General features: G+C 69.6%; 16 protein-coding genes and 3 rRNA genes. 3 read left to right on the forward strand and 16 right to left on the reverse strand.

What is annotated here, in order from left to right:
* Nucleotides 1-90: 90 nt before the first annotated feature.
* From AC3RKA_RS06935 to AC3RKA_RS06980, 10 genes are all read right to left on the reverse strand, one after another.
* Entirely contained in the window at nucleotides 91-933 is an 843-nt protein-coding gene (locus AC3RKA_RS06935; protein WP_002855867.1) for a TlyA family RNA methyltransferase, read from the reverse strand.
* Nucleotides 926-1,756: an HAD-IIA family hydrolase gene (locus tag AC3RKA_RS06940; RefSeq protein ID WP_002855866.1), complete on the reverse strand. Its 831-nt coding sequence runs from the start codon at nucleotides 1,754-1,756 to the stop codon at nucleotides 926-928. Before AC3RKA_RS06940 ends, AC3RKA_RS06935 begins: the two co-directional genes overlap by 8 nt.
* The gene (locus AC3RKA_RS06945; RefSeq protein WP_186321661.1) at nucleotides 1,753-2,655 is read right to left on the reverse strand and encodes a hypothetical protein; all 903 of its coding nucleotides are present in this window, start codon (nucleotides 2,653-2,655) and stop codon (nucleotides 1,753-1,755) included. The genes AC3RKA_RS06940 and AC3RKA_RS06945 overlap by 4 nt, the downstream gene beginning before the upstream one ends.
* Before the next feature lie 637 nt (nucleotides 2,656-3,292).
* Nucleotides 3,293-3,409, reverse strand: a 5S ribosomal RNA gene (gene rrf, locus AC3RKA_RS06950).
* Between the two features lie 191 nt (nucleotides 3,410-3,600).
* A 23S ribosomal RNA gene (locus AC3RKA_RS06955) occupies nucleotides 3,601-6,692 on the reverse strand.
* Nucleotides 6,693-7,128: 436 nt separating this feature from the next.
* Nucleotides 7,129-8,651: ribosomal RNA gene (locus AC3RKA_RS06960) — 16S ribosomal RNA — on the reverse strand.
* Together the 16S, 23S and 5S rRNA genes form the textbook arrangement of a ribosomal RNA operon.
* A gap of 783 nt (nucleotides 8,652-9,434) precedes the next feature.
* Complete coding sequence (gene tyrS, locus AC3RKA_RS06965) at nucleotides 9,435-10,778, reverse strand: tyrosine--tRNA ligase (protein WP_060973656.1); 1,344 nt, start codon at nucleotides 10,776-10,778, stop codon at nucleotides 9,435-9,437.
* Between the two features lie 69 nt (nucleotides 10,779-10,847).
* Nucleotides 10,848-13,136, reverse strand: coding sequence for a HelD family protein (locus tag AC3RKA_RS06970; RefSeq protein WP_126860039.1), 2,289 nt, complete (start codon nucleotides 13,134-13,136; stop codon nucleotides 10,848-10,850).
* Between the two features lie 167 nt (nucleotides 13,137-13,303).
* A complete protein-coding gene (gene argH / locus AC3RKA_RS06975) occupies nucleotides 13,304-14,764 on the reverse strand; it encodes an argininosuccinate lyase (protein ID WP_060775415.1) in 1,461 nt (486 codons plus the stop codon).
* 85 nt (nucleotides 14,765-14,849) lie between these two features.
* The gene (locus AC3RKA_RS06980) at nucleotides 14,850-16,091 is read right to left on the reverse strand and encodes an argininosuccinate synthase (RefSeq protein ID WP_002853657.1); all 1,242 of its coding nucleotides are present in this window, start codon (nucleotides 16,089-16,091) and stop codon (nucleotides 14,850-14,852) included.
* A gap of 622 nt (nucleotides 16,092-16,713) precedes the next feature.
* Here AC3RKA_RS06980 and rpf point away from each other — a divergent pair.
* Together rpf and AC3RKA_RS06990 are read left to right on the forward strand one after the other, a co-directional pair.
* Nucleotides 16,714-17,586 carry a resuscitation-promoting factor Rpf gene (gene rpf, locus AC3RKA_RS06985; protein WP_489727029.1) on the forward strand — a complete coding sequence of 291 codons (873 nt, stop codon included), beginning with the start codon at nucleotides 16,714-16,716 and terminating at the stop codon, nucleotides 17,584-17,586.
* Between the two features lie 200 nt (nucleotides 17,587-17,786).
* Nucleotides 17,787-18,383, forward strand: coding sequence for an SRPBCC domain-containing protein (locus AC3RKA_RS06990; protein WP_126860036.1), 597 nt, complete (start codon nucleotides 17,787-17,789; stop codon nucleotides 18,381-18,383).
* A 232-nt stretch (nucleotides 18,384-18,615) separates the two neighbouring features.
* Here AC3RKA_RS06990 and argR read toward each other — a convergent pair whose 3' ends face one another.
* From argR to argC, 6 genes are read right to left on the reverse strand one after another with little or no spacing between them, the layout of a single operon-like run.
* On the reverse strand, nucleotides 18,616-19,104 hold the full coding sequence (gene argR / locus AC3RKA_RS06995) for an arginine repressor (protein ID WP_002853659.1): 489 nt from the start codon (nucleotides 19,102-19,104) through the stop codon (nucleotides 18,616-18,618).
* A complete protein-coding gene (argF, locus tag AC3RKA_RS07000; protein ID WP_002853660.1) occupies nucleotides 19,104-20,063 on the reverse strand; it encodes an ornithine carbamoyltransferase in 960 nt (319 codons plus the stop codon). Before argF ends, argR begins: the two co-directional genes overlap by 1 nt.
* Complete coding sequence (locus AC3RKA_RS07005; RefSeq protein ID WP_489727030.1) at nucleotides 20,060-21,346, reverse strand: acetylornithine transaminase; 1,287 nt, start codon at nucleotides 21,344-21,346, stop codon at nucleotides 20,060-20,062. Before AC3RKA_RS07005 ends, argF begins: the two co-directional genes overlap by 4 nt.
* The gene (argB, locus tag AC3RKA_RS07010; protein ID WP_169577993.1) at nucleotides 21,343-22,329 is read right to left on the reverse strand and encodes an acetylglutamate kinase; all 987 of its coding nucleotides are present in this window, start codon (nucleotides 22,327-22,329) and stop codon (nucleotides 21,343-21,345) included. Before argB ends, AC3RKA_RS07005 begins: the two co-directional genes overlap by 4 nt.
* An 11-nt stretch (nucleotides 22,330-22,340) precedes the next feature.
* A complete protein-coding gene (gene argJ, locus AC3RKA_RS07015) occupies nucleotides 22,341-23,501 on the reverse strand; it encodes a bifunctional glutamate N-acetyltransferase/amino-acid acetyltransferase ArgJ (RefSeq protein ID WP_002853669.1) in 1,161 nt (386 codons plus the stop codon).
* Nucleotides 23,498-24,538, reverse strand: coding sequence for an N-acetyl-gamma-glutamyl-phosphate reductase (argC, locus tag AC3RKA_RS07020; RefSeq protein ID WP_002853670.1), 1,041 nt, complete (start codon nucleotides 24,536-24,538; stop codon nucleotides 23,498-23,500). The genes argJ and argC overlap by 4 nt, the downstream gene beginning before the upstream one ends.
* Nucleotides 24,539-24,640: 102 nt before the next feature.
* Here argC and AC3RKA_RS07025 point away from each other — a divergent pair, with 102 nt between their 5' ends.
* Nucleotides 24,641-25,642: a quinone oxidoreductase family protein gene (locus tag AC3RKA_RS07025; RefSeq protein WP_002853672.1), complete on the forward strand. Its 1,002-nt coding sequence runs from the start codon at nucleotides 24,641-24,643 to the stop codon at nucleotides 25,640-25,642.
* Nucleotides 25,643-25,644 lie beyond the last annotated feature (2 nt).

A 25,644-nucleotide genomic window follows, 5' to 3' on the forward strand; every position in this document is an offset into this window, starting at 1 on the left:
CCGGGCACTGCGCTCCAGGATAGCCACGAGACCGGACGCGCGAACCGGTGGCCCCGCGCCCGTGGACGGGCGGTGTCCCCCGGTCGGGGGTCAGGACCAGTCGATGTGCGCGCCCCGGACCCACGCGGCGGCGCGCTCGCCGGCGGGCGTGGCCGGGCTCGTCCGGCTGGCCGGGTCGTGGGCCGCGGTGGCGTCGGGACGGCGGAGCCGCAGGAAGAACTCGGCGTTCCCGTCCTGTCCGGCCAGGCCGGATCGGGCGAGGCCGTGCGGTGCGAGGCCGGCGCCCAGCGCGGCCGCGGCCACCCCCACGACGGCGTCGCGGCGGGCGTCGGGATCGGTCACGACACCGGAGCGCGGCAGGGCGCGCCGCCCGACCTCGAACTGGGGCTTGACCATGAGCAGCAGCTCGGCGCCGGGTCGGCACACGCCCGCGAGCGGGGCGAGGACGAGGCGCAGCGAGATGAAGGACAGGTCGGAGACCACCAGGTCCACCGGACCGTCGATGTCCTCGGCCGTGAGGTCGCGGACGTTGAGCCCCTCGCGCACGAGGACGCGGGGGTCGGCCCGGACGGGCGGGGCCAGCTGGTCGTGGCCCACGTCGACGGCGGCCACCCGTTCAGCGCCCCGCTCGAGGAGGACCTGGGTGAAGCCGCCGGTGGAGGCCCCGGCGTCGAGCGCCCGGCGGCCGGCCACGCCCACGTCCGGGAACGCCTCGAGTGCGCTGACGAGCTTGTGGGCCGCACGGGAGACGTACCGCGGGCCCGGGTCGCGCAGGCGCAGCGTGGCGTCGGCAGCCACGCGGTCGGCGGGCCGGCGCACCGGGCGGCCGTCGAGGAGGACCTGTCCCGCGCGGATGAGCGCCGCGCCCTCCGTGCGGGAGCGGGCCAGGCCCCGGGCGGCCAGGGCGACGTCGGCGCGTGCGGTCTCAGCCACGCCGTGGGTCCGCGGAGCCCTCGGCCCCGCCGGCGAGCAGAGCGGGCAGGTGTGCACGGACCCACGTCGGCCGGTCCGGCCCGGGGGCGGCGGCCGCGGTCTCGCGCGTGTCGATGCCGGTCAGGACGAGCACCGTGTCGAACCCCGCCGCGTTGCCGCCGCGGATGTCCGTGTCCAGGCGGTCGCCGACCACGAGGGGACGGGCCAGGCCGAGGGCCTCGGCCGCCGTCCGGAACAGTCGTGGCTCGGGCTTGCCCGCCGCCACGGGCGCGGTGCCGGTGGCCCGGCCCACCGCCTCGACGAGGGCCCCGTTGCCGGGGGCGATCCCCTCCGCGCGCGGGATCGAGGCGTCCAGGTTGGTGGCGACCCAGGTGGCCCCGGCGCGCACGGCGTACGCCGCCTCCGCCAGATCGGCCCAGCCGAGACCGGGGTCGAAGCCCTGGACCACCGCGTCGGGACGCTGCGCCGCGGACGCGACCACCTCGTAGCCCCGCTCCTCGACCACGGCGCGCAGATACGCCGAGCCGACCACGAGCACCCGACCGGTGCGGCGGCCGAGCGTCTCCTCGAGCAGATCGACGCCCGCCGGTGCGGAGCCGAAGACCTGCCCCGCCTGCGCGGGCACCCCGAGCGTGCGGAGATGCTCGGCCACGGACTCTGGCGCGCGGGAGGCGTTGTTCGTCACGAACCCGACCGGCACGCCCCGTTCCTGCAGCGTCGACAGCGTCTCGACCGCCCCGGCGATCGCGCCGCCTCCGGCGTAGACGACGCCGTCCAGGTCGCAGAGCAGCCCGTCGTGACCGTCGAAGAACGTGGTGCTCACCGCTCGTCTGCCTCCGGGGCCTCGAGGGCGTCGAACAGCGACAGCTGGTTCGGGTCGACCTCGTCCGGCGCGTCGACGGCGGCCGGCGGCTCCGTCGCAGTCTCCGGCCGGGGCGCCTCGGTCGGCTCCGTGGCGGCCTCCGGCTCCTCGGCCGGGGATCCGTCCGCCGTCGGCTCCGCGCCGGCCTCGGCCGCATACCGCTCGTGGCGCCGTTCGCGGGGGGACGGGCGGCGGTCCCGGGGGTCCTCGACCGGCTCGGTGTCCACGTCGATGATCTCCGGGTCCGCGAACCCGCCCACGCCGAGGGCCTTCTCCGCCACGCGCACGGCACGCGCCCAGAGCCGAGCCTCGTCGCGGCGCCCCAGGGCGAGCAGCACGTCGGCCTGGCGCTGGAACAGCCGGGGAGAGAAGGGGTAGCCGCGCCGCCGGTCCAGTTCCGGGATCTGCAGGGCCTCATGGGCGCCCTGGAGGTCGCCGGCGTCCTCGCGGATGCCGGAGACGACCATGGCCAGCTCAACGCGCGCCGCCCGGTCCAGACGCGTGGCATCCACCTCGGCGGCCAGCTGCAGGGCCTTCTCCGTGCGGCCGAGGGCACGCTCGCTGTCCACCTGCGCGGCGATGTGGGTGTCGTCGCCCGTCATGCGTCGGTAGGTGCGGAACTCGCGCAGCGCGTCGGCGTACTCCCCCGCCGCGTAGGCGGTGAGCGCGACGGCCTCGCGCACGCGTGAGAGGCGGCCGCCCTTGCGGGACGCGGCGAGGGCGTGCTGGAACGCCAGCGCCGGGTCGACGTCCAGGTAGCGACCGGCCATCACGAGGTGCTTGGCGACCCAGCTGGCAGGACGCTCGTCGAGGCCGTTGATCTCCTTGAGCGTGCCGCGGTCGAGCTCCTGGCCCGTCACGTCCGGGTCGATGTCCGGAGAGCGCTCCTGGTCCGCACGATTCGCCGCTCGGAGATCACCGGGATTGTGGGCGGGTCGTTCGGCGCGGTCCTCGCGACGAGGGCCCGTCGGCGCACCGCGGCGCTCGGGGCGTCCGCCATCCTGGCGGGGGCCGCGCCGCCGGTCCTCGGAGGTCGGGCGGAAGCGACGCCGCGCGCCGTCGCGGCCGGACTCCTCGCGACGCGGCCCACGGTCAGCGGCCCCGTCCTGACGACGCGGGCCGTCTGCGGAGCCACGACGACGGTCCTCGTGAGGCCCGCCGGAGCGGCGCCGGTCACCGGCACCGCTGCGAGGACGTCCGTCACGGTCAGCACCACGACGCCGGCCATCATTGCCACCACGGGGCCCGCGGCCCTCGGATCCACGGTCCTCGCGGCGCTCTCGGGGGGTGTCCTCAGCCATGGTGTCCTTCCTGGGCGTCACGCCGCGATGATCCGCGGGAACGCAGTCTCTGTTCCTCATGCGCCGGCCTCGAGGCCGGGTCCTCAGGGGACCAGGCTAGTGCCCGGAGCCTGTGGCGGACCGTCCTCTCGGGGAAACAGTCCAGAAATGCGGGAAGGGCCTCGCACCAACAGTGCGAGGCCCTCCCTCAAAGAATGTCCGGCGGCGACCTACTCTCCCACAACCTCCCGGCTGCAGTACCATCGGCGCTGTGGGCCTTAGCTTCCGGGTTCGGAATGGAACCGGGCGTTTCCCCCACGCTATGACCGCCGTAACCCTAACCCCACACCACCACCCTCAACACGGGCAACAGCAGGGAAACCTACGGGTCACACAACAGTGACACTATTCAACTGAAACACCCCAACCACCCACCAATAGTGGACAGCCGGTTGCAATCAGACAACCGCACAGTGGACGCGAACACCAACCCATCACCTTGAAGCAAGCAACAGGATTAAGAGTGTGTGTAAGTCATCGGCCTATTAGTACTGGTCAGCTTCACGAGTCTTCAGTCCTCGCTTCCACATCCAGCCTATCAACCCAGTGTTCTAGCTGGGGGCCTCACACCCTCAAAGGGGCGAGGAAATCTCATCTCGAAGCCGGCTTCCCGCTTAGATGCTTTCAGCGGTTATCCATCCCGAACGTAGCTAATCAGCCATGCACCTGGCGGTACAACTGACATACCAGAGGTTCGTCCGTCCCGGTCCTCTCGTACTAAGGACAGACCTTCTCAAATTTCCAACGCGCGCAGAGGATAGGGACCGAACTGTCTCACGACGTTCTGAACCCAGCTCGCGTACCGCTTTAATGGGCGAACAGCCCAACCCTTGGGACCTACTCCAGCCCCAGGATGCGACGAGCCGACATCGAGGTGCCAAACCATGCCGTCGATATGGACTCTTGGGCAAGATCAGCCTGTTATCCCCGAGGTACCTTTTATCCGTTGAGCGACGGCCGTTCCACAACGAGCCGCCGGATCACTAGTCCCGACTTTCGTCCCTGCTCGAGCTGCCACTCTCACAGTCAAGCTCCCTTGTGCACTTGCACTCGACACCTGATTGCCAACCAGGCTGAGGGAACCTTTGGGCGCCTCCGTTACATTTTGGGAGGCAACCGCCCCAGTTAAACTACCCATCAGGCACTGTCCCTGACCCGGATCACGGGCCGAAGTTAGATATCCAGAGTGACCAGAGTGGTATTTCAACGACGACTCCACGAACACTGGCGTGCCCGCTTCACAGTCTCCCACCTATCCTACACAAGCCACACCGAACACCAATACCAAACTATAGTAAAGGTCACGGGGTCTTTCCGTCCTTCTGCGCGTAACGAGCATCTTTACTCGTAATGCAATTTCGCCGAGTTCATGGTTGAGACAGCGGGGAAGTCGTTACTCCATTCGTGCAGGTCGGAACTTACCCGACAAGGAATTTCGCTACCTTAGGATGGTTATAGTTACCACCGCCGTTTACTGGGGCTTAAGTTCTCCGCTTCGCCGAAGCTAACAGGTCCCCTTAACCTTCCAGCACCGGGCAGGAGTCAGTCCATATACATCGTCTTACGACTTCGCATGGACCTGTGTTTTTGATAAACAGTCGCTTCCCCCTGGTCTCTGCGGCCCCGATCCCCTCACACCAGCACGTGGTGCTCAAGGTTGGGGCCCCCCTTCTCCCGAAGTTACGGGGGCATTTTGCCGAGTTCCTTAACCATGATTCTCTCGATCGCCTTAGTATTCTCTACCTGACCACCTGTGTCGGTTTAGGGTACGGGCAGTTTGAACCTCGCGCCGATGCTTTTCTTGGCAGCATAGGATCACCGGATCACCCACCACGTGGGCGCCCATCAGGTCTCAGGCATACAGCCGGCGGATTTACCTACCGGCAGCCCTACACCCTTAGACCAGGTCATTTCCATTGCCCGGCCCGGCTACCTTCCTGCGTCACACCTGTTAATGCGCTTGCCTCCCCGGTTCAGGTCCCGCGCTCCCCATCACCGTCCCCGTCAAAGACGAGGATCGGGATGGTTCGGGCGGTTAGTATCACCGGCTCAGCATGGGCGGTTCTTCACTGGTACGGGAATATCAACCCGTTGTCCATCGACTACGCCTGTCGGCCTCGCCTTAGGTCCCGACTTACCCAGGGCAGATTAGCTTGACCCTGGAACCCTTAGTCATCCGGCGGACGGGTTTCTCACCCGTCTTTCGCTACTCATGCCTGCATTCTCACTCGTCCACAATCCACCAGAAGTTACCCGCTGGCTTCACCTCGTGAACGACGCTCCCCTACCCATCCAGCAAAACTGAATGCCACGGTTTCGGCGGTGTACTTGAGCCCCGCTACATTGTCGGCGCGGAATCACTTGACCAGTGAGCTATTACGCACTCTTTCAAGGGTGGCTGCTTCTAAGCCAACCTCCTGGTTGTCTCAGCAACTCCACATCCTTTCCCACTTAGCACACGCTTAGGGGCCTTAACCGGTGGTCTGGGCTGTTTCCCTCTCGACTATGAAGCTTATCCCCCACAGTCTCACTGCCACGCTCTCACTTCCCGGCATTCGGAGTTTGGCTGAAGTCAGTAACCTTGTAGGGCCCATCGTCCATCCAGTAGCTCTACCTCCGGGAAGAAACACGTGACGCTGCACCTAAATGCATTTCGGGGAGAACCAGCTATCACGGAGTTTGATTGGCCTTTCACCCCTACCCACAGCTCATCCCCTCCATTTTCAACTGAAGTGGGTTCGGTCCTCCACGCGCTCTTACACGCGCTTCAACCTGGCCATGGGTAGATCACTCCGCTTCGGGTCTAGGACACGCGACTCAATCGCCCTATTCAGACTCGCTTTCGCTACGGCTTCCCCACACGGGTTAACCTCGCCACGTATCACTAACTCGCAGGCTCATTCTTCAAAAGGCACGCTGTCACCCCACAAGGAGGCTCCAACGGTTTGTAGGCACATGGTTTCAGGTACTATTTCACTCCCCTCCCGGGGTACTTTTCACCATTCCCTCACGGTACTGATCCGCTATCGGTCAACAGGTAGTATTCAGGCTTACCAGGTGGTCCTGGCAGATTCACACGGGATTCCTCGGGCCCCGTGCTACTCGGGCGACCCTCCAACAGCGGCGGAACACATTTCGACTACGGGACTCTCACCCTCTACGGTCCAGCATCCACACTGGTTCGTCTATATGCCCGCACCTCACTGCGCCATGCCGGCAGACATGACAAGGAGGGGCCCACAACACCGCACATGCAACCCCTGCCGGGTATCACACACATACGGTTTAGCCCCATCCGCGTTCGCTCGCCACTACTAACGGAATCACTTTTGTTTTCTCTTCCTGTGGGTACTGAGATGTTTCACTTCCCCACGTTCCCTCCACCCGGTCTATGTGTTCAACCGGGGGTCACACGACACGTCGTGCGGGGTTTCCCCATTCGGAAATCCTGGTCTCAACGTCCGGTTATCGACTCCACCAGGCTTATCGCAGATTCCCACGTCCTTCTTCGGCTCCTGTTGCCAAGGCATCCACCATGCGCCCTTGGAAACTTTCACACACAATGAAAGTCCTCAAATGAGCAATATCTAACTAAGATGTCATTCTCGGCATCACCACACCTCACACACCACCCCAGGGGGGAACAGTGCGATCAACGATGCAGCAACAAAAAATAAGATGCTCGCGTCCACTATGCAGTTCTCAAACAACAACCCACACCCCATCCACCAACCCACAAGGCCAGCTTCACAAGGTACGGAGACCAGAAACAACAACCCCAACCCCAAGGTCAGGGCGCCTGCTGTTCCAGGACCCAACAGTGTGCCAACACCAGCTCGCAGCCACCAACACCACCCATTCCAACCACACCCGCAAAGGCATGACGTACTCGAGCACTGCCGGCACCACCACTGGCACCATTCATTGATGTTCCACCCATGAGCAACCCGCCATCACACACGCGGTGATGCAACGGGCACTAATGCTCCTTAGAAAGGAGGTGATCCAGCCGCACCTTCCGGTACGGCTACCTTGTTACGACTTAGTCCCAATCGCTGGTCCCACCTTCGACGGCTCCCCCCACAAGGGTTAGGCCACCGGCTTCGGGTGTTACCGACTTTCGTGACTTGACGGGCGGTGTGTACAAGGCCCGGGAACGTATTCACCGCAGCGTTGCTGATCTGCGATTACTAGCGACTCCGACTTCATGGGGTCGAGTTGCAGACCCCAATCCGAACTGAGACCGGCTTTTTGGGATTAGCTCCACCTCACAGTATCGCAACCCATTGTACCGGCCATTGTAGCATGCGTGAAGCCCAAGACATAAGGGGCATGATGATTTGACGTCGTCCTCACCTTCCTCCGAGTTGACCCCGGCAGTCTCCCATGAGTCCCCACCATTACGTGCTGGCAACATGGAACGAGGGTTGCGCTCGTTGCGGGACTTAACCCAACATCTCACGACACGAGCTGACGACAACCATGCACCACCTGTGAACCCGCCCCAAAGGGGAAACCGTATCTCTACGGCGATCGAGAACATGTCAAGCCTTGGTAAGGTTCTTCGCGTTGCATCGAATTAATCCGCATGCTCCGCCGCTTGTGCGGGCCCCCGTCAATTCCTTTGAGTTTTAGCCTTGCGGCCGTACTCCCCAGGCGGGGCACTTAATGCGTTAGCTGCGGCGCGGAAACCGTGGAATGGTCCCCACACCTAGTGCCCAACGTTTACGGCATGGACTACCAGGGTATCTAATCCTGTTCGCTCCCCATGCTTTCGCTCCTCAGCGTCAGTTACAGCCCAGAGACCTGCCTTCGCCATCGGTGTTCCTCCTGATATCTGCGCATTCCACCGCTACACCAGGAATTCCAGTCTCCCCTACTGCACTCTAGTCTGCCCGTACCCACCGCAGATCCGGGGTTAAGCCCCGGACTTTCACGACAGACGCGACAAACCGCCTACGAGCTCTTTACGCCCAATAATTCCGGATAACGCTCGCACCCTACGTATTACCGCGGCTGCTGGCACGTAGTTAGCCGGTGCTTCTTCTGCAGGTACCGTCACTTTCGCTTCTTCCCTACTGAAAGAGGTTTACAACCCGAAGGCCGTCATCCCTCACGCGGCGTCGCTGCATCAGGCTTGCGCCCATTGTGCAATATTCCCCACTGCTGCCTCCCGTAGGAGTCTGGGCCGTGTCTCAGTCCCAGTGTGGCCGGTCACCCTCTCAGGCCGGCTACCCGTCGTCGCCTTGGTGAGCCATTACCTCACCAACAAGCTGATAGGCCGCGAGTCCATCCAAAACCGATAAATCTTTCCAACACCCACCATGCGGTAGGCGCTCCTATCCGGTATTAGACCCAGTTTCCCAGGCTTATCCCAGAGTTAAGGGCAGGTTACTCACGTGTTACTCACCCGTTCGCCACTAATCCACCCAGCAAGCTGGGCTTCATCGTTCGACTTGCATGTGTTAAGCACGCCGCCAGCGTTCATCCTGAGCCAGGATCAAACTCTCCGTAAAAAAATTACAGAACAACACCGTGGCAGCCGGAAATAACCACCACGACATCCATTCAATACCTAGCAGACCATCACCACACCACGGGGGTGGCAGGCGATGATCAACCAATATGTGTTAAAACAATTGGCATCAACAAACTTGGCACACTATTGAGTTCTCAAACAACAGGCGCTTCCAGCTTCAGCGACCCGCTCCGCGGGCCGTTTCGCTCTGGAGCAACTTCTCCATCCTAGACCATCCGTTTCGACCGTGTCAACTCCGTGTCCGAAGCATTCACCGTCCGTTCACGTGGCCGGGCTAGAAAACCTTACCACGCGATCCGACAATGTCAACTCCGCTTCCGCGGGGCCAGACACTCACCGGACCATCCACGTGGAAGGCCTCCAAAAGCCTACCACATGATTCCCGGCTGTCAAACCAGATCATCTTCTTCAGGAATCCCGACCAGCATCACTGCCAGCCGCGCACCCGGTGAGCACCACCCGCCCTGGACCTGCCATTCTCGGCATGAATCCGCGGATTCTGTGTTCTTCACCCCGCCTCCCGGTCACCCGGTCGGCGTCTTGAGCACGAGATGGAACTCTACACACGAACCCCACCGAACACAAAATCAGGGGTGACACCCGGCGTCCCGGCACGAAGGAGGGCCCCGTTCTCCGCAGGATTCTGCGGGGAACGGGGCCCTGTGCTCCTCCCGTGGGCGGTTGCTTCGCCGTCGCCGCCCGTCGTGTCCTCGGTCACTTTTCGCGACTCACGGTGGACACCGGTGGTCTGCAGCTGCGGTCAGCCCTCCCCCAGGTCCGCACCCGCCATGTTCTTCTTGCCCCGGCGCACCAGCAGGTGTCGGCCGGCGAAGGCGTCGTCTCGGGTGAACACCTGGTCGGCATCCGTCACCCGCACGTTGTTCACCGAGGCGCCGCCGTCGCGCACCGTCCGACGCGCCTCGGAGCGCGAGGCCACCAGCCCGGTGGAGACCAGCAGCTCGACCGCGGTCACGGTGCCCGGCTCCCCCTCCCACTGGGTCCGGTCGGCCTGCGGCAGCTCGGCCAGCACGGCGGTCAGCGTGTCCGGGTCCACCGTGGTGAGGTCGCCCCCTCCGAACACCGCCTGGGAGGCCTCGATGACCTTCGTCGTCGTCTCCTCGCCATGGGCCAGCGCCGTGACCTCCCACGCCAAGCGCTTCTGGGCCTCTCGGCGGAACGGCTCGTCGGCCACCTTCTGCGCGTACTCCTCGATCTCCGCGCGGGTCAGGAACGTGAAGACCTTGAGCCGGTCCACGACGTCGGCGTCCGCCGTGTTGAGCCAGAACTGGTAGAAGGCGTACGGGGAGCACATCTCCGCGTCGAGCCAGACGGCGTTGCCCTCGGACTTGCCGAACTTGGTGCCGTCCGCGTTCGTGATCAGCGGCGTGCCCAGCGCATGGGCGTGGGTCCCCTCCACCTTGCGGATCAGCTCGGTGCCGGCGGTGAGGTTGCCCCACTGGTCGGAGCCGCCGGTCTGGAGGGTCACGCCGTGCCGGCGGTGCAGCTCGAGGAAGTCGTTGCCCTGCAGCACCTGGTAGGAGAACTCCGTGTAGGAGATGCCCTCATCAGAGTTCAGGCGCTTGGCCACGATCTCCTTCTTCACCATCGTGCCGACGCGGAAGTTCTTGCCGACGTCCCGCAGGAAGTCCAGCGCGCTCATGCCCGCGGTCCAGTCCAGGTTGTTGACCATGGTCGCCGCGTTCTCCCCCTCGAAGGAGAGGTACGGCTCGATCTGCGCGCGCAGCGACTCCACCCACGCCGCCACGGTCTCCTGCGAGTTCAGGACGCGCTCCGAGGTCTGCCGCGGGTCGCCGATGAGGCCGGTGGCGCCGCCCACGAGGGCGTACGGGTGGTGGCCGGCGAGCTGCAGGCGGCGCAGGGTGAGCAGCTGGACCAGGTGTCCCAGGTGGAGGGACGGTGCGGTCGGGTCGAAGCCGCAGTAATACGAGACGGGCTCCCCGGCCAGCGCATGCTCCAGCGCGGCCTCGTCCGTCGAGACGTGCACGAGCCCGCGCCAGCGCAGCTCCTGCCAGACGTTCTCGAAGCTCGGGTCGTTCGCCTGTGCGCGCAGTCGGGCCGCGCGCTCCTCGTTCTGGGGTGCCATGGCCCCCAGCCTAGCGACGCGCCCGCGCGCCTCCGCGACGCCGCGCACGTGCGACGTCGCCCGCGGGGCTCACTCCGGGACGTCCGCCAGCCCGGCCGGCAGCGCGGCCGCGTCCGTCCCGGCGACGACGGACAGCGACTGGGTGGCGCGGGTCATCGCCACGTACAGATCGCCCACCACGCCGCGCGCGTCGTCCACGATCCGCTCGGGCGAGACGAGGACGACGGTGTCGAACTCCAGTCCCTTGGTCTCCCACGGGGTGGCGACGACGATCGCGACGCCGGGCAGCGGCGCGGTGTCCACGGCCGCCTCCCCCCACCGCTCGCGGAGGGCCGTGAGCAGCTCCCCCGTCTGCCCGGCGGGGGCGATCACGGCGGTCAGGGCCTCGGGCACGCGGTTCCGCTCGACCTCGACCGCCTCGAGGGCCAGGGCTGCGACGTCACCGCCCGGCTCCGTCACCAGGCGCGGGCGGTGATCGCCCTCACGCACGGCGCGCGGATGGGAGACCTCGAGCCCGGCCGCCCGCGCGACCTGCGCGGCCCAGCGCATCACGCGTGCCGGCGAACGGTAGTTCACGGTCAGCTCTTCCAGGCGCCAGCGGTCCCCGAACTCCGGGGCGAGGACGGACGCCCACGAGCCGGCCGCGTCGCGACGGGAGGACTGCGCGATGTCGCCCACGATGGTGAACGACTTCATCGGGCAGCGGCGCGCCAGCAGGCGCCACTGCATCGGAGAGAGCTCCTGGGCCTCGTCGACCACCACGTGCCCGTACGTCCAGGTGCGGTCGTGGGCCGCGGTCTCGGCGGTGGTCCGTCGCACCCCGCGTGCCTCATTGGCCGCGGCCAGCTGCTCGGCGTCCACGACGCCGTCGACGCCCAGGTCCGCGAGCGTCTGGTGCATGTTCTCCAGGGACGCCCGGGCGTTCTCGAGGTTGCGCTCGTGCTGAGCCGTGGACTCACCGCCCCGGCCCGGGGTCTCGAGCCGTCCGAGCAGCTCGGCCGCCTCGTCCAGCAGGGGCACGTCGGCCTCGGTCCAGGGGGCGTCGGCCGGCCGCAGGAGCGCGCCGACCTCGGCGTCGGACAGCCACGGGGCGGCCGCCCGGAGCAGGTCCTCCCGGGTGAGGAGGTCGCCGATCAGCCTCTCCGGCGTCAACGGCATCCAGCAGAGGTTGAGCGCGATGCGCACGTCGCGCGAGGTGCGCACGTCCTCCAGCAGGAGGTCACGCTGCACCGGGGTGCCCGAGGACTTCTCCAGCTTCTTGCGCAGCTTCTCCGCGAGCTCGCGGACGAGGATCTTCACGAACGTCACCCGGGCCTCGTTGTGGGGCTTGCGGGTGGCCCGCGCCTTGTCCCGGGCGCGCCGGACCATGGCCGGCTTGAGCTTGACGGTCGTGCCGTCGATCAGCAGGCGACGCGGCTCGACGAGCAGGCGCTGGCGCTGCGCGACCGCGCGGGCGACGGCGTCCACCATGTCCAGCCGGCCCTTCACCGCCGCCGCGTCGAGGTCCCGCTCCGGGACGGCCCGCACGCCCGGCATCAGCGTCCCCAGCGAGGACATCACGACACCGGTCTCACCCAGCGAGGGCAGCACCCGCTCGATGTACCGCATGAACGCGGTCGACGGACCGACGATCAGCACGCCCGAGCGCGCGAGGCGCTCCCGGTGGGTGTACAGCAGGTAGGCGGCGCGGTGCAGGGCGACGGCGGTCTTCCCCGTGCCGGGCCCGCCCTGGACCACGACCGCCCCGGGCAGGGGCGCGCGGATCACCTCGTCCTGCTCCGACTGGATCGTGGCGACGATGTCCCCCATCTGTCCCGTGCGTCGGGCGGTGACGGCGGCCAGCAGCGCACCCTGGCCATCGGCGCGCACCCCGTCCTCGCCCAGCAGCGTCGGGTCCAGGATGTCGTCCTCGAGGTCGCGCACCTCGCGCCCCCGCAGCATCAGGTGACGACGACGGCGCACACGGCCCCGGTGGGCCGCCGTCGCCTGGTAGAAGGCGCCGGCCTCGGCCGCGCGCCAGTCGACGAGGAGGCGCTCGTGGTCCTCGGTGGTGAGGCCGATGCGCCCGATGTACCGCTGCTCGTCGGCCCCACCCTCCTGCTCGGCGTCGAGGTCGAGCCGGCCGAAGACGAGGCGGTCGTCCACGGCGTAGAGCTGGGCGAGCCGGTCCTCGTAGAGGCTGGCGAAGGCGTCGCGCTCGGAGTGGTTCTGCAGCGACCCCTGCGGGCCGGTCCGGCGCACGGCCGCGAGCTGGCGCTCCTTCTCCTCACGCAGGGCGTCGAGGCGGGCGTACCGCTCGGCGACCCGACCCCGCTCGAGGTCGAGCTCGGACTGGCGGACGGACACGGTATCGGTCATCGGGGGCCCTCGCGGTGCGGTGAGGGGCGGACCATGCTGCGGCCCGCCCGACGGAAAAGTGACCACCCATGCTACGCCGACCACGGTGAACGGCGGGTGACGCGGCGGCGCCCTGGGGGCACCGCCGCGTCCGGCCCGGCCGACGCCGTCTCGGCCGGGCGACCGCGTCAGCGAGCGTCGACGACGGAGCCCGGCGTGTCGGCCCAGCGGCGCAGCGGTTCCAGGGCGTCCTCGAGCGCCCCGATCTGCGCCGCGACGGCCGTCGGTGCGGTCCCGCCCTGGGCGTCGCGAGAGGCGAGCGAGCCCTCCGTGCTGAGCACCTCGCGGACCTGCGGGGTCAGCGCCGGCGAGATGGCGGCGTACTCCTCGTCCGTGAGGTCCCACAGCTCCACGCCCCGGGCCTCGGCCGCCTTCACGGCCTCGCCCGACAGCTCGTGGGCCTCGCGGAACGGGACCCCCTGGCGGACGAGCCACTCGGCGACGTCGGTGGCCAGCGCGAAGCCCTGGGGGGCCAGCTCCGCCATGCGCCCCGTCTGGAACTCGAGGGTGGCGATCATCCCGGAGACGGCGGGCAGCAGCAGCTCGAGGGTGTCCGCGGCGTCGAAGACGGGCTCCTTGTCCTCCTGCAGGTCGCGGTTGTAGGCCAGCGGCATGCCCTTGAGCGTGGCCAGCAGCCCCGTGAGGTCGCCGATGAGGCGGCCGGACTTGCCGCGGGCCAACTCGGCGACGTCCGGGTTCTTCTTCTGCGGCATGATCGAGGACCCCGTGGAGTACGCGTCGTGGAGCCTCACGAAGCCCGCCTCCTTGGTGGCCCAGAAGATGACCTCCTCCGAGATGCGGGACAGGTCGACGCCGACCATCGCGGCGACCCACGCGAACTCCGCGTACACGTCGCGTGCGGCGGTGCCGTCGATCGAGTTCCACACGGCCGACTCGAAGCCGAGCTCGGCGGCCACGGCGTTCGGGTCCAGACCCAGGGAGGAGCCGGCCAGGGCCCCGGAGCCGTACGGCGAGACGGCCGCGCGTGCGTCCCAATCCACGAGCCGCTGCAGGTCCCGCGCGAATGCCCAGGCGTGCGCGAGCAGGTGATGCGAGAGCAGGACGGGCTGCGCGTGCTGCAGGTGGGTGCGGCCCGGCATCGGCGCGTACGGGTGCGCCCGCGCCTGATCGAGCAGCGCGTCCACAGTGGCGATCACGCCCCGCGCGATGATGCGGGCGTGGTCGCGCAGGAACATCCGGCCGAGGGTGGCGACCTGGTCGTTGCGGGATCGGCCGGCCCGCAGGCGGCCGCCGAGCTCGGGACCGGCCCGCTCGATGAGGCCGCGCTCGAGCGAGCCGTGCACGTCCTCATCGGACGCCGCCGGGGCGTAGGCACCGGAACGCACGTCCGCCTCGAGACGGTCGAGGGCCGCGATCATCCCGTCCAGGTCGTCCGCACTGAGCAGACCGGCGGTGTGCAGCACCCGGGCGTGGGCACGGGAACCCGCGATGTCATAGGGCGCCAGGCGCCAGTCGAAGTGCGTGGACTTGCTGAGCGCGGCGAGCGCCTCGGAAGGGCCGCCGGCGAAGCGGCCGCCCCACAGGGCGCCCTCGTTGGTCCCGTGGCGGGCGTCGGTGTTCTCGGTCATCGAAGGTCTCCTCGAGGTCGGTGACAGGCCGACGGCGACCGGCCCGGTCGCGGGCGGGTCGCCGTCGTGCACGGGGCGTGCGGGGTCAGTCGTTGGACAGGCGGGCGACGTCCTGGAGGTCGTCGCTGCCGCGCAGGCGCTGCTCGCGCTCGGAGGCCGTCTTCGCGGACAGGCCGAAGATGTCGATGAACCCGCGGGCCGAGGACTGGTCGAACGAGTCGCCCTCGTCGTACGTGGCGAGGTTGAAGTCGTACAGGCCGGTCTCGGACCGGCGACCCTGCACCGTGGCGCGGCCACCGTGGAGCTCCAGGCGGATCTCACCGTTGACGTGTTCCTGGGTCGCGTCGATGAACGTGTCCAGGTTCCGCTTCAGCGGGGAGTACCACTGGCCGTCGTAGACCAGCTCGGTCCAACGCTGGTCCACATGCTTCTTGAAGCGCGCCTGTTCACGCTCCAGGGTGACGTTCTCGAGCTCACGGTGGGCCGCGATCAGCGCCATGGCGCCCGGTGCCTCGTAGATCTCGCGGGACTTGATGCCCACGAGGCGGTCCTCGACGATGTCGATCCGGCCCACGCCCTGGGCACCGGCCCGGCGGTTGAGCTCCTCGATGATCTCCAGCGGGCTCAGCGCGCGGCCGTCGAGGGCCGTGGGGACGCCGCGCTCGAAGGCGATCGTGACCACGTCCGGCGCCGGCGGGAAGGCGGGGTCGTCCGTGTAGTCGTAGACGTCCTTCGTGGGGCCGTTCCAGATGTCCTCGAGGAAGCCGGTCTCGACGGCGCGGCCCCACACGTTCTGGTCGATCGAGAACGGGTTCTTCTTGGTGGTGACGATCGGCAGGTCGTTGCGCTCGGCGTACTCGATGGCCTTCTCACGGGTCAGGGCGAGGTCGCGCACCGGGGCGATGCACTTCAGGTCGGGCCCGAGGGTCTGGATGGAGACCTCGAAGCGGACCTGGTCGTTGCCCTTGCCGGTGCAGCCGTGCGCCACCGTCGAGGCGCCGAACTGGCGGGCCGCCGCGACCAGGTGGCGGGAGATCACCGGGCGCGAGATCGCGGAGACCAGCGGGTAGGCGTCCATGTAGAGGGCGTTGGCCTTGAGCGTGGGCATGCAGTACTGCTCGGCGAACTCGTCACGCGCGTCGGCGACATAGGCCTCGACGGCGCCGCAGTCCAGGGCGCGCTGGCGGATCGTCTCGAGGGACTCGCCCCCCTGGCCCACGTCGACCGCGACGGCGACGACCTCGGCGCCCGTGGCCTCGCCGATCCAGCCGATGGCCACCGAGGTGTCCAGGCCGCCCGAGTAGGCAAGGATGATGCGTTCCTTCACGTTTTCTCCTCTTTATATAGGGGGGTCTCCGAGCGCGGCGCGTGGCCGTCGGAGGCGTGCTCGGTGGCGATCCTACCCGGGTCTTGAATAAATATGCAACTAACGGAATATCAGCTCTCAACGGCCCCTGTGCAGCCCCTCTGCGCCGACAGCGACGGCCACGGGCAACCATCGCTCCGCCCTCGAATCCCGGGTCGAACGCGACTCAGGTCACGGCCTCGGCCCTCGATCGTGACCTTCGCCCATGCTCCTGTGACGGAGGTTGTCCACACCGGTGGATCAGACACCATGACATCGACTCCGGCCAGTAGCGTGCATTTCATCCACGCGCCCACGACTCTAGGGATCGATTCGTCACCCGATCTCAAATTTGAGACAGACGGGCAAGAATTCGTCGACCCATGATTTGACGCGAGGGGGGCTCCCGTCGTTGACTCTTCCGTAGCCGATTCGTGATCGAACCGTGATCTGACCGAGAGGTCGGGCACGGGAAGGCCACGACATCGAACCCCCTCCGACGGTCGCCCGCTGCTGGGTCGTCTCGAACCGACGGAGGGCATGACCCGACCAAGGAGAAGGACGACCCCGGTGCGCCTCGGCCGCCGATCAGCGAGGACTCGCCATGGACACCATGACTCTCTTCACCACTTCCGCCACCCGCTCCCGCCGTGCCACTGCCTCGATCGTCGCGGGCATGACCCTCGCCGGCGCCGCCGCCGTGGGCTTCTCCGCCCCGGCCCAGGCCACCACCGTGGACACCTGGGATCGCCTCGCCGAGTGCGAGTCCAACGGCACCTGGGACATCAACACCGGCAACGGCTTCTACGGCGGCGTGCAGTTCACCCTGTCCTCCTGGCAGGCCGTCGGCGGCGAGGGCTACCCGCACCAGGCCTCGAAGGCCGAGCAGATCAAGCGTGCCGAGATCCTCCAGGACCTGCAGGGCTGGGGCGCCTGGCCGCTGTGCTCGCAGAAGCTGGGCCTGACCCAGGCTGACGCGGAGGCCGGTGACGTGGACGCCACCGAGGCCGCCCCGGTCGCCGTGGAGCGCACCGCCACCGTGCAGCGTCAGTCCGCCGCAGACGAGGCTGCTGCCGAGCAGGCCGCGGCTGAGCAGGCTGCTGCCGAGCAGGCCGCGGCTGAGCAGGCTGCTGCCGAGCAGGCCGCGGCTGAGCAGGCCGCCGCCGAGCGCTGGGCCGCCAAGCAGGCTGCTGCCGAGCAGGCCGCCGCCGACAAGGCTGCCGCCCAGCGTGCCGCCGCCGCGGAGAAGGCTGCCGCTCAGAAGGCCGCTGCCGCTGAGCAGGCCGCTGCCGCTGAGCAGGCCGTCGTCGCCGAGGCCGAGACCATCGTCGTCAAGTCCGGTGACTCCCTCTGGAAGCTCGCCAACGAGTACGAGGTCGAGGGTGGCTGGACCGCCCTCTACGAGGCCAACAAGGGCATCGTCTCCGACGCCGCCGTGATCTACGTCGGCCAGGAGCTCGTCCTGCCGCAGGCCTGAGACGCCTGACCGGTCCCCCGGACCGGTACGACACGAGGAAGGCCCCCGCCATCGGCGGGGGCCTTCCTCGTGTCTGGTGCCCGTCACCCGCGCGGGCGGGGCCGGATGGGTCGGCCAGCTGTACTGACCGGCGACGTTGATGGATCTGCGGGACCACTGGGCCTTGATGGGTGACTCCGGAGTCACCCATTGTCCTCGACGTGACCTCTTCTGACGACGACACGGTCCTCCTGGCCCTGTCCCATCCGGGCAGGCGGGTGCTGCTCGATGCCCTGCACGAACGCGACGGCCAGAGCGTGACCGATCGTGGGCAGGCACTGAACCGCCTCAAGAGCACGTCCGAACGGAGACCGGAAGCCATGACCACCGCCGCGCCCCTGCACCGCCAGGCCGTCGTCATCGACGCCACGCCCGAACGCGTCTGGACCGCCCTCGCCCAGGAATGCTCCTCCTGGTTCTTCACCATCACGCTCAACTCGTCGCTGGAACCGGGCAGCGACTGCACCTACACCTACCCCGACGGACGACTGGCCGCTGAGGGCACGATCATTGCCGCCGACCCCGGTCAGCGCCTCGAGATGACCTTCTCGCCGACCTGGGACGACGCGGTGACGCCGGAAGCCCCGTTCCGCCTCGTGTGGTCGCTCGCTGCTCAGAGCGGGGCCACCCTGCTCACTGTCGAGCACTACGAGCTCGACCCATCCACCGAAACGGCGCGACAGGTCGGGCCCGGCAGCCTGTTCCTCATCTCCAACATCCAGACCTGGATTGAGACAGGCCAGCCCATGCACGACTGACCGCACGACGACCGGGCGTCGCATCCACCTCCGCCTTCGAGACGGGCCAGTTCAGGTGGCCTGCCACGATCTCGGCATCCGGCACAGCGCACCCGGCCCTCTCGTCCGCGGACCAACGGCAGGATCGATGGACTCGGCGGCTGGCTGCACTGCGACAGCTGTCACCGGCCCCCACGGCCTGCGGCCACCCGCCGCCCTTCTCACGGTGGACCGACGTCCCCGGTCAGTACAGCTAGCCCGCCAGACCCAGCAGGTGGGCCGCGACGGCCGGGGCGGACGTGCTCCCCGGGGTGATGACGAGGATGGTGTCGTCGCCGGCGATCGTGCCCATCACGTGCTCCACGCGCGCCTGGTCGATCACGCTGGCCAGGAACTGCGCCGCGCCCGGGGGCGTGCGCAGGACCACGAGATTGGCGGTGGGCTCGGCGGAGACGAGCAGCTCGCGGGCCATGCTCGCCAGCCGGTTCAGCTGCGCGTCCGAGCCGCGGCCCGGCGCGGCGCCGTCGTCGCCCTCCGCCGGCAGGGCGTAGACCATGCCGGCCGGCCCACGCGTCCGCACCGCGCCGAGGTCCACGAGGTCCCGCGAGAGCGTCCCCTGGGTGACGGACAGCCCGCGATCGCCCAGGGCGTCCGAGAGTTCGGCCTGGGAGCGGATGCCCCGGGTGGCCAGGATCTCCCGGATCGCGGCCTGACGGGCGATCTTCGTCGTGGGGGCGGCCATCAGCGCGGCTCCTCGGCCAGACCGGAGCGGTACAGCAGCCAGGCGATGAGCGCCTTCTGCGCGTGCAGGCGGTTCTCGGCCTCGTCGAACACCACGGACCGCGGCCCGTCGATCACCTCGGCCGTGACCTCGTAGCCCCGGTACGCGGGCAGGCAGTGCAGGAAGATCGCTTCGTCGGCCGCCCGCGCCATCGCGGCGGTGTCCACCTGGTAGTCGCGGAACAGCGCCAGGCGTGCCTCCTTCTCCTCCTCCTGGCCCATGGACACCCACGTGTCGGTCACGACGACGTCCGCGTCCGCCAGGGCCTCGGCCGCGTCCGTCGTGACGAGGATGGAACCGCCCGTCTCCGCCGCCCGCTGTCGGGCGGCGGCCACGACGTCCTCGGCAGGCAGATGCCCCTCGGGTCCGGCGACCCGCACGTGCATGCCGGCCGTCGCGCAGCCGAGCAGGTACGAGTGGGCCATGTTGTTCGCCGCGTCCCCCAGATACGCCAGAGTGCGGCCCGCCGTGCCGCCGAGGTGCTCGCGCACCGTCAGCAGGTCGGCGAGGATCTGACAGGGGTGGTAGTCGTCGCTGAGCGCATTGACCACGGGCACCGAGGAATGGGCGGCCATCTCCTCGAGGCCGGCCTGGGCGAACGTGCGCCAGACGATGACGCCGACCATCCGCTCCAGCACGCGGGCCGTGTCGGCCACGGACTCCTTGTGGCCCAGCTGCGACTCCCCCGGGTTCACGATCAACGGCGTCCCGCCGAGCTCGGCGATGCCCGCGGCGAACGAGACGCGGGTGCGCGTGGAGGTCTTGTCGAAGAACACGATGCCGGTCCGGGGCCCGGCCAGCGGGCGGTGCCGGAACCGGTCGGCCTTCATCTGGGCGGCGAGGTCGAGCACCTCGGCCTGCTCGGCCGGGGTGAGGTCCGTGTCCACCAGGAAGTGGCGGACGGCGGCAGTGGGGGTCATGGGCGGTCTCCTTCGGCGGGGGTCAGGGCGGCGGCCACGAGCCCGGGCAGGGCCGCGGCGAAGCGCTCGAGCTCGGCCACGGGCACGGTCAGCGGCGGGGCCAGGCGCAGGGTGGAGGGGCCGGTGGCATTGAGGATCCAGCCCGCCTCGAGGCCGGCGGCGACGACGGCGGGGGCCAGCCCGCCGGCCGGGGCCGGTCCCGCGGGGTCGGCCAGATCGACGCCGATCCACAGGCCGTGGCCGCGCACCGCGGCCACCTCGGGCAGGTCCTCCAGCAGGGCGGCCACGGCCTCACCCGCGGCGCGGACGTGGCCGAGCAGGCCCTCGTCCTCGACGGTCTGGAGCACGGCCAGGCCCGCGGCGGTGGCCAGGGGGTTGCCGCCGAACGTGGTGCCGTGCTGGCCGGCGGTGAGCAGTCCCGAGACGGCGGGGCCGACGCACACGAGCGCCCCGATCGGCACGCCGCCTCCCAGTCCCTTCGCCAGGGTGAAGGCGTCGGGCACCACCGGCTCGGCCGCACCGGTGACCGCCGGATTCTGGAAGCCGAACCACGTGCCGGTACGGCCCACGCCGGACTGCACCTCGTCGAGGATCATCAGGGCGCCGGCCTCGCGGGTCGCGGCCCGCACCTCGGCCAGGTAGCCGGCCGGCCAGCCGTGCACGCCGGCCTCGCCCTGGACCGGCTCGAGGATGACGGCGGCGACGGTGGCGCCGTCGTCGTCCGGGGCCAGGGCCGCCCGCAAGGCCGTGGCGTCCCCGCCCGGCACGTGCTCCACGCCGCCGGGCAGCGGCTCGAAGGGCGCCCGGTAGGCCTCCTTGTGCGTGAGCGCGAGGGCGCCCATCGTGCGGCCGTGGAAGGCCCGCTCGAGCGCGATCACCCGCGTCCGGCGGCCGGACGGGTCCTCCGCACCGTGGCGGCGGGCGAGCTTGAACGCGGCCTCGTTGGCCTCCGTGCCGGAGTTCGCGAAGAACACGGTGGAGCCCGTGGGCGCGCCGGCCAGCTCCAGCAGGCGCTCGGCCAGGCGGATCTGCGGCTCGGAGGTGAAGAGGTTGGACACGTGGCCGAGCGTGGCGATCTGCTCGGACACGGCCCGCACCAGCGCCGGGTGGCCGTGGCCGAGCGCGTTGACGGCGATGCCGGCCAGCAGGTCCGTGTAGCGCCGGCCGTCGGCGTCCCACACGTGGACCCCCTCGCCGCGCACGAGCACGCGGGTGGGGCGGCCGAAGACTCCGGTCAGGGCGGCGTGGTAGCGCTCCAGCAGCGCGGACTGGTCGGTGCTCATGCGTCCTCCTCGGGGGTGGTCGGGGCGGTGGGCTCGGCGTCGGGCACCACCTGGGTGCCGACGCCCGCGGAGGTGAAGACCTCCAGCAGCATCGAGTGGGGGCGGCGGCCGTCCACGACGTGGGCGCGCTGCACGCCGGCGTCCACGGCCGCCAGGCACGCGGCCATCTTCGGGATCATCCCGGAGGCCAGGGAGGGCAGCAGCGCACGCAGCTGGGCGGCGGTGAGCGAGCTGATGAGGGAGTCCCGGTCCGGCCAGTCGGCGTAGAGGCCCTCGACGTCGGTGAGCAGCACGAGCTTCGCGGCGCCGAGGGCGGCGGCCAGGGCCGCGGCGGCGGTGTCCGCATTGACGTTGAGGACCTGCCCGGTGGGCTCGCCGGCGTCGTCGATCTCGGGGGCGACCGACGAGACCACGGGGATCCGCCCGGCCTCGATCACGTCGAGGATCGCGGTCGGGTCGACGCCGGTGACCTCGCCCACGAGGCCGAGGTCCACCTCCTGCCCGTCGACGACGGCGCCCGTGCGGCGGGCGCGCAGCAGCCCCGCGTCCTCGCCGGAGAAGCCGACGGCGTACGGGCCGTGGGAGTTCACGAGGCCGACCAGCTCGCGGCCCACCTGTCCTGTGAGCACCATGCGGACCACGTCCATGGCCTCCTCGGTGGTCACGCGCAGGCCGCCGCGGAACTCGGACGCGATGCCGAGGCGGTCGAGCATCGCGTTGATCTGCGGGCCGCCGCCGTGCACCACCACGGGGTGGACCCCCACGTGGTGCAGGAACACGATGTCCTCGGCGAACGCCCGGCGCAGCTCCTCCGACACCATGGCGTTGCCGCCGTACTTGACGACCATGACGGTTCCGGCGAACCGCCGGATCCAGGGCAGGGCCTCGACGAGGACCTCCGCCTTGGACTCGGCGCGGTCGAGCCGGTCCGCGGTGGACAGGACGGGTGCGGCCGCCGTGGCCGGGTCGGTGTGCGGGCTCATGCTGGGGGTCCTCACGTGGAATAGGCGGAGTTCTCGTGGACGTAGTCGTGCGTCAGGTCGTTGGTCCAGACCGTGGCCTCGGCGTCGCCGGCGTGCAGGTCGACCTCGACGAGCACCTCGCGGGCCGAGAGGTCCACGCGGGAGCGGTCCTCCCCCACGCCGGAGGCGCGGCACACCTGGACGCCGTTGAAGCGCACGTCGAGGGCGTACGGGTCGAAGGCGGCGACCGACTCCGGGACCGTGCCGACGGCGGCGATCACGCGTCCCCAGTTCGGGTCCTGGCCGAAGATCGCGGTCTTGAACAGGTTGGAGCGGCCGACGGCGCGCGCGACGGCCTCGGCCGCCTCCTCGGTCTCGGCGTGGACCACGCGCACGGCGATGTCGTGCCGGGCGCCCTCGGCGTCGGCGACGAGCTGGCGGGACAGGTCCGCGCAGACCTCGTGGAGGGCCGCGGCGAACGCCGCGGGCTCGGGCGCGGTCCCGGACGCGCCCGAGGCCAGCAGGATCACGGTGTCATTGGTGGACATGCACCCGTCCGAGTCGACCCGGTTGAAGGTGGCGCGCACGGCTTCGCGCAGGGCCGCGTCGAGGGCGGGGGCGGGGACGTCGGCGTCCGTGGTGATGACGCTGAGCATGGTGGCCATGCCGGGTGCCAGCATGCCCGCCCCCTTGGCCATGCCGCCCACGGTGAAGCCCTCGCCGCGGGCGACGGCGGTCTTGGCCACGGTGTCCGTGGTCTTGATCGCGACGGCGGCGTCCTCACCGCCGTCCGCACTCAGGGCGGCGACCGCCTCGGACACGCCCGCGGTGAGCGTGTCCATCGGCAGGCGCTCGCCGATGAGGCCGGTCGAGCAGACGAGCACGTCGTCGGCGGCGGTCCCGAGGGCGGCGGCCGCGTGCTCGGCGGTGCGACGGGCGTCCTCGAGGCCCTCGGCGCCGGTGGCCGCGTTGGCCCCGCCGGAGTTCAGGACGACCGCGGTCGCGCGGCCGTCCCGCACGGCGCGGCGGGTCCAGACCACGGGGGCGGCCGCCACCCGGTTCTCGGTGAGGACGGCGGCCGCCGCGTCACGCGGGCCCTGGTTGACGACGACGGCGACGTCGGGCGTGCCCGAGGCCTTCAGCCCCGCGGTGACACCGGCCGCCCGGAACCCCTGTGCTGCGGTGACGCTCACGGCGCGACCCCCTGCTGCTCGAGCCCCGCCTGCTCCGGCAGGCCCAGGGCGATGTTCATGGACTGCACGGCGCCGCCGGCCGTGCCCTTGGTGAGGTTGTCGAGCACCGCGCAGACGATCACGCGGCCGGCCCGCTCATCCACGGCGAGCTGCAGCTGCACGTGGTTGGAGCCGAGGACCGCCTTCGTGGTGGGCCACTGCCCCTCGGGCAGCAGGTGCACGAAGCGTTCGCCGCCGTAGGCCGCGGCCCATGCGGCGCGCACGTCCGCGGCGGCGACGCCGGGGCGCAGCCGCGCCGTGGCCGTCGCGAGGATGCCGCGCGACATCGGCGCGAGCGTGGGCGTGAAGGAGACGCGGACCGGCTCGCCGGCCGCCTGGGCCAGGCCCTGCTCGATCTCCGGGGTGTGCCGGTGCCCGCCACCGACGCCGTACGGGCTCATCCCGCCCAGGACCTCGGCGCCGAGCAGGTGCGGCTTGAGCGCCTTGCCCGCCCCGGAGGTGCCCGAGGCGGCGACGATCACCACGTCCTGCGGCTCGAGCAGCCCCGCGGCGAAGCCGGGCGCGAGGGCGAGGATCGAGGTGGTCGGGTAGCACCCGGGGACGGCGATGCGGCGGGTGCCGGCGAGTCGCTCGCGCTGACCGGGCAGCTCGGGCAGGCCGTAGGGCCAGGTCCCGGCGTGCGCGGTGCCGTAGAAGGCCTCCCAGTCTGCGGCGGACTCGAGGCGGTGGTCGGCGCCCGCGTCGATCACCAGGGTGTCCGGGGATCGCTCGGCGATCTCGGCCGCGAGCGCCCCGGAGGCCCCGTGGGGCAGCGCGAGGATCACGACGTCGTGGCCGGCGAGGACCTCCGCGGTGGTCTCGGCGAGGACGCGGTCCGCCAGGGCGTGCAGGTGCGGCTGGAGAGCGCCGAGGCGCTCCCCCGCGTTCGAGTGGGCCGTGATGGCTCCGACGGTGACGGACGGGTGGCCGGCGAGCAGGCGCAGGGCCTCCCCCCCGGCGTAGCCGCTGGCTCCGGAGACGGCGACGGTGTGGGTCATGGCTTCATGCTAGCGCAGATATGCGCTGCACCGAATATCTATGCGGCGCTTCGGGTCCCCCGGGCCGGGCCGGATGGCCCGGCCCGCTCCTAGAGTGGGGCCATGACCACTGCGAACACCCCCGCCGTCCCCCGCACCCACCACGCCGTCGTCGTGTCCGCCACGGGCGGCCCCGAGGTCCTGCAGTGGACCGAGACGGAGGTGCCCTCCCCCGCGCCGGGGCACGTGCTGGTGCGCACCGCCGCGGCGGGCCTGAACTTCATCGAGACGTACCAGCGCTCCGGGGTCTACACGATGGACCTGCCCTTCACCCCCGGCACCGAGGGCTCCGGCGAGGTCGTCGCGCTCGGCGAGGGCGTGGACGCCGCGCTCCTGGGGGCCCGTGTCGCCACCGCGACGGCCACCGGTGCGTACGCCGAGCACTTCACCGCCCCCGCGGATCGTCTCCTCACCGTCCCGGAGGGCATCGACCTGGCCGAGGCCGCCGCCCTTCCGCTGCAGGGCATGACGGCCCACTACCTCTGCCGGTCCACCTTCCCGGTGGAGGAGGGCCACACGGTGGTCGTGACGGCCGGTGCCGGCGGAGTGGGGCTCCTGCTCACCCAGCTCGCGACGGCCCGCGGCGCCCGCGTGGTCACCACGGCGTCCACGGAGGAGAAGCGGGAGCTGTCCCGGGGCGCGGGCGCCGTCGCCGCGGTGGACTATCCGGACCTCGCCGCCACGGTGGCGGAGCTGACCGACGGCGAGGGCGCGCACGCCGTGTACGACGGCGTGGGGAAGGACACCTTCGACACCTCGCTCGAGGTGCTGCGCGTGCGCGGCACGCTCGTGCTCTTCGGCGGGGCCTCCGGGCAGGTGCCCCCCTTCGACCTGCAGCGGCTCAACGCGGCCGGCGCGCTGTACGTCACCCGGCCCTCGCTGGTGCACTACACGCGCACGGGCGAGGAGACCCGCTGGCGTGGTGGAGAGGTGTTCGGGGCGTGGGCCTCCGGCGAGCTCGACGTCCGGATCGGCGAGCGCTTCCCCCTGGCGGACGCGGCCGCCGCGCACGCCGCCCTCGAATCCCGGTCGACGACGGGCAAGGTGGTGCTCACCCTGTCCTGAGC

It is taken from the genome of Micrococcus sp. iso_229, assembly GCF_058072725.1.

Coding starts and splice junctions, on each gene's coding strand:
- AC3RKA_RS06970 (WP_126860039.1), bottom strand. CDS start 13,136: ATGACCGATACCGTGTCCGTCCGCCAGTCCGAGCTCGACCTCGAGCGG.
- rpf (WP_489727029.1), top strand. CDS start 16,714: ATGGACACCATGACTCTCTTCACCACTTCCGCCACCCGCTCCCGCCGT.
- AC3RKA_RS07025 (WP_002853672.1), top strand. CDS start 24,641: ATGACCACTGCGAACACCCCCGCCGTCCCCCGCACCCACCACGCCGTC.
- tyrS (WP_060973656.1), bottom strand. CDS start 10,778: ATGGCACCCCAGAACGAGGAGCGCGCGGCCCGACTGCGCGCACAGGCG.
- argC (WP_002853670.1), bottom strand. CDS start 24,538: ATGACCCACACCGTCGCCGTCTCCGGAGCCAGCGGCTACGCCGGGGGG.
- AC3RKA_RS07005 (WP_489727030.1), bottom strand. CDS start 21,346: ATGAGCACCGACCAGTCCGCGCTGCTGGAGCGCTACCACGCCGCCCTG.
- argF (WP_002853660.1), bottom strand. CDS start 20,063: ATGACCCCCACTGCCGCCGTCCGCCACTTCCTGGTGGACACGGACCTC.
- argR (WP_002853659.1), bottom strand. CDS start 19,104: ATGGCCGCCCCCACGACGAAGATCGCCCGTCAGGCCGCGATCCGGGAG.
- argH (WP_060775415.1), bottom strand. CDS start 14,764: ATGACCGAGAACACCGACGCCCGCCACGGGACCAACGAGGGCGCCCTG.
- argB (WP_169577993.1), bottom strand. CDS start 22,329: ATGAGCCCGCACACCGACCCGGCCACGGCGGCCGCACCCGTCCTGTCC.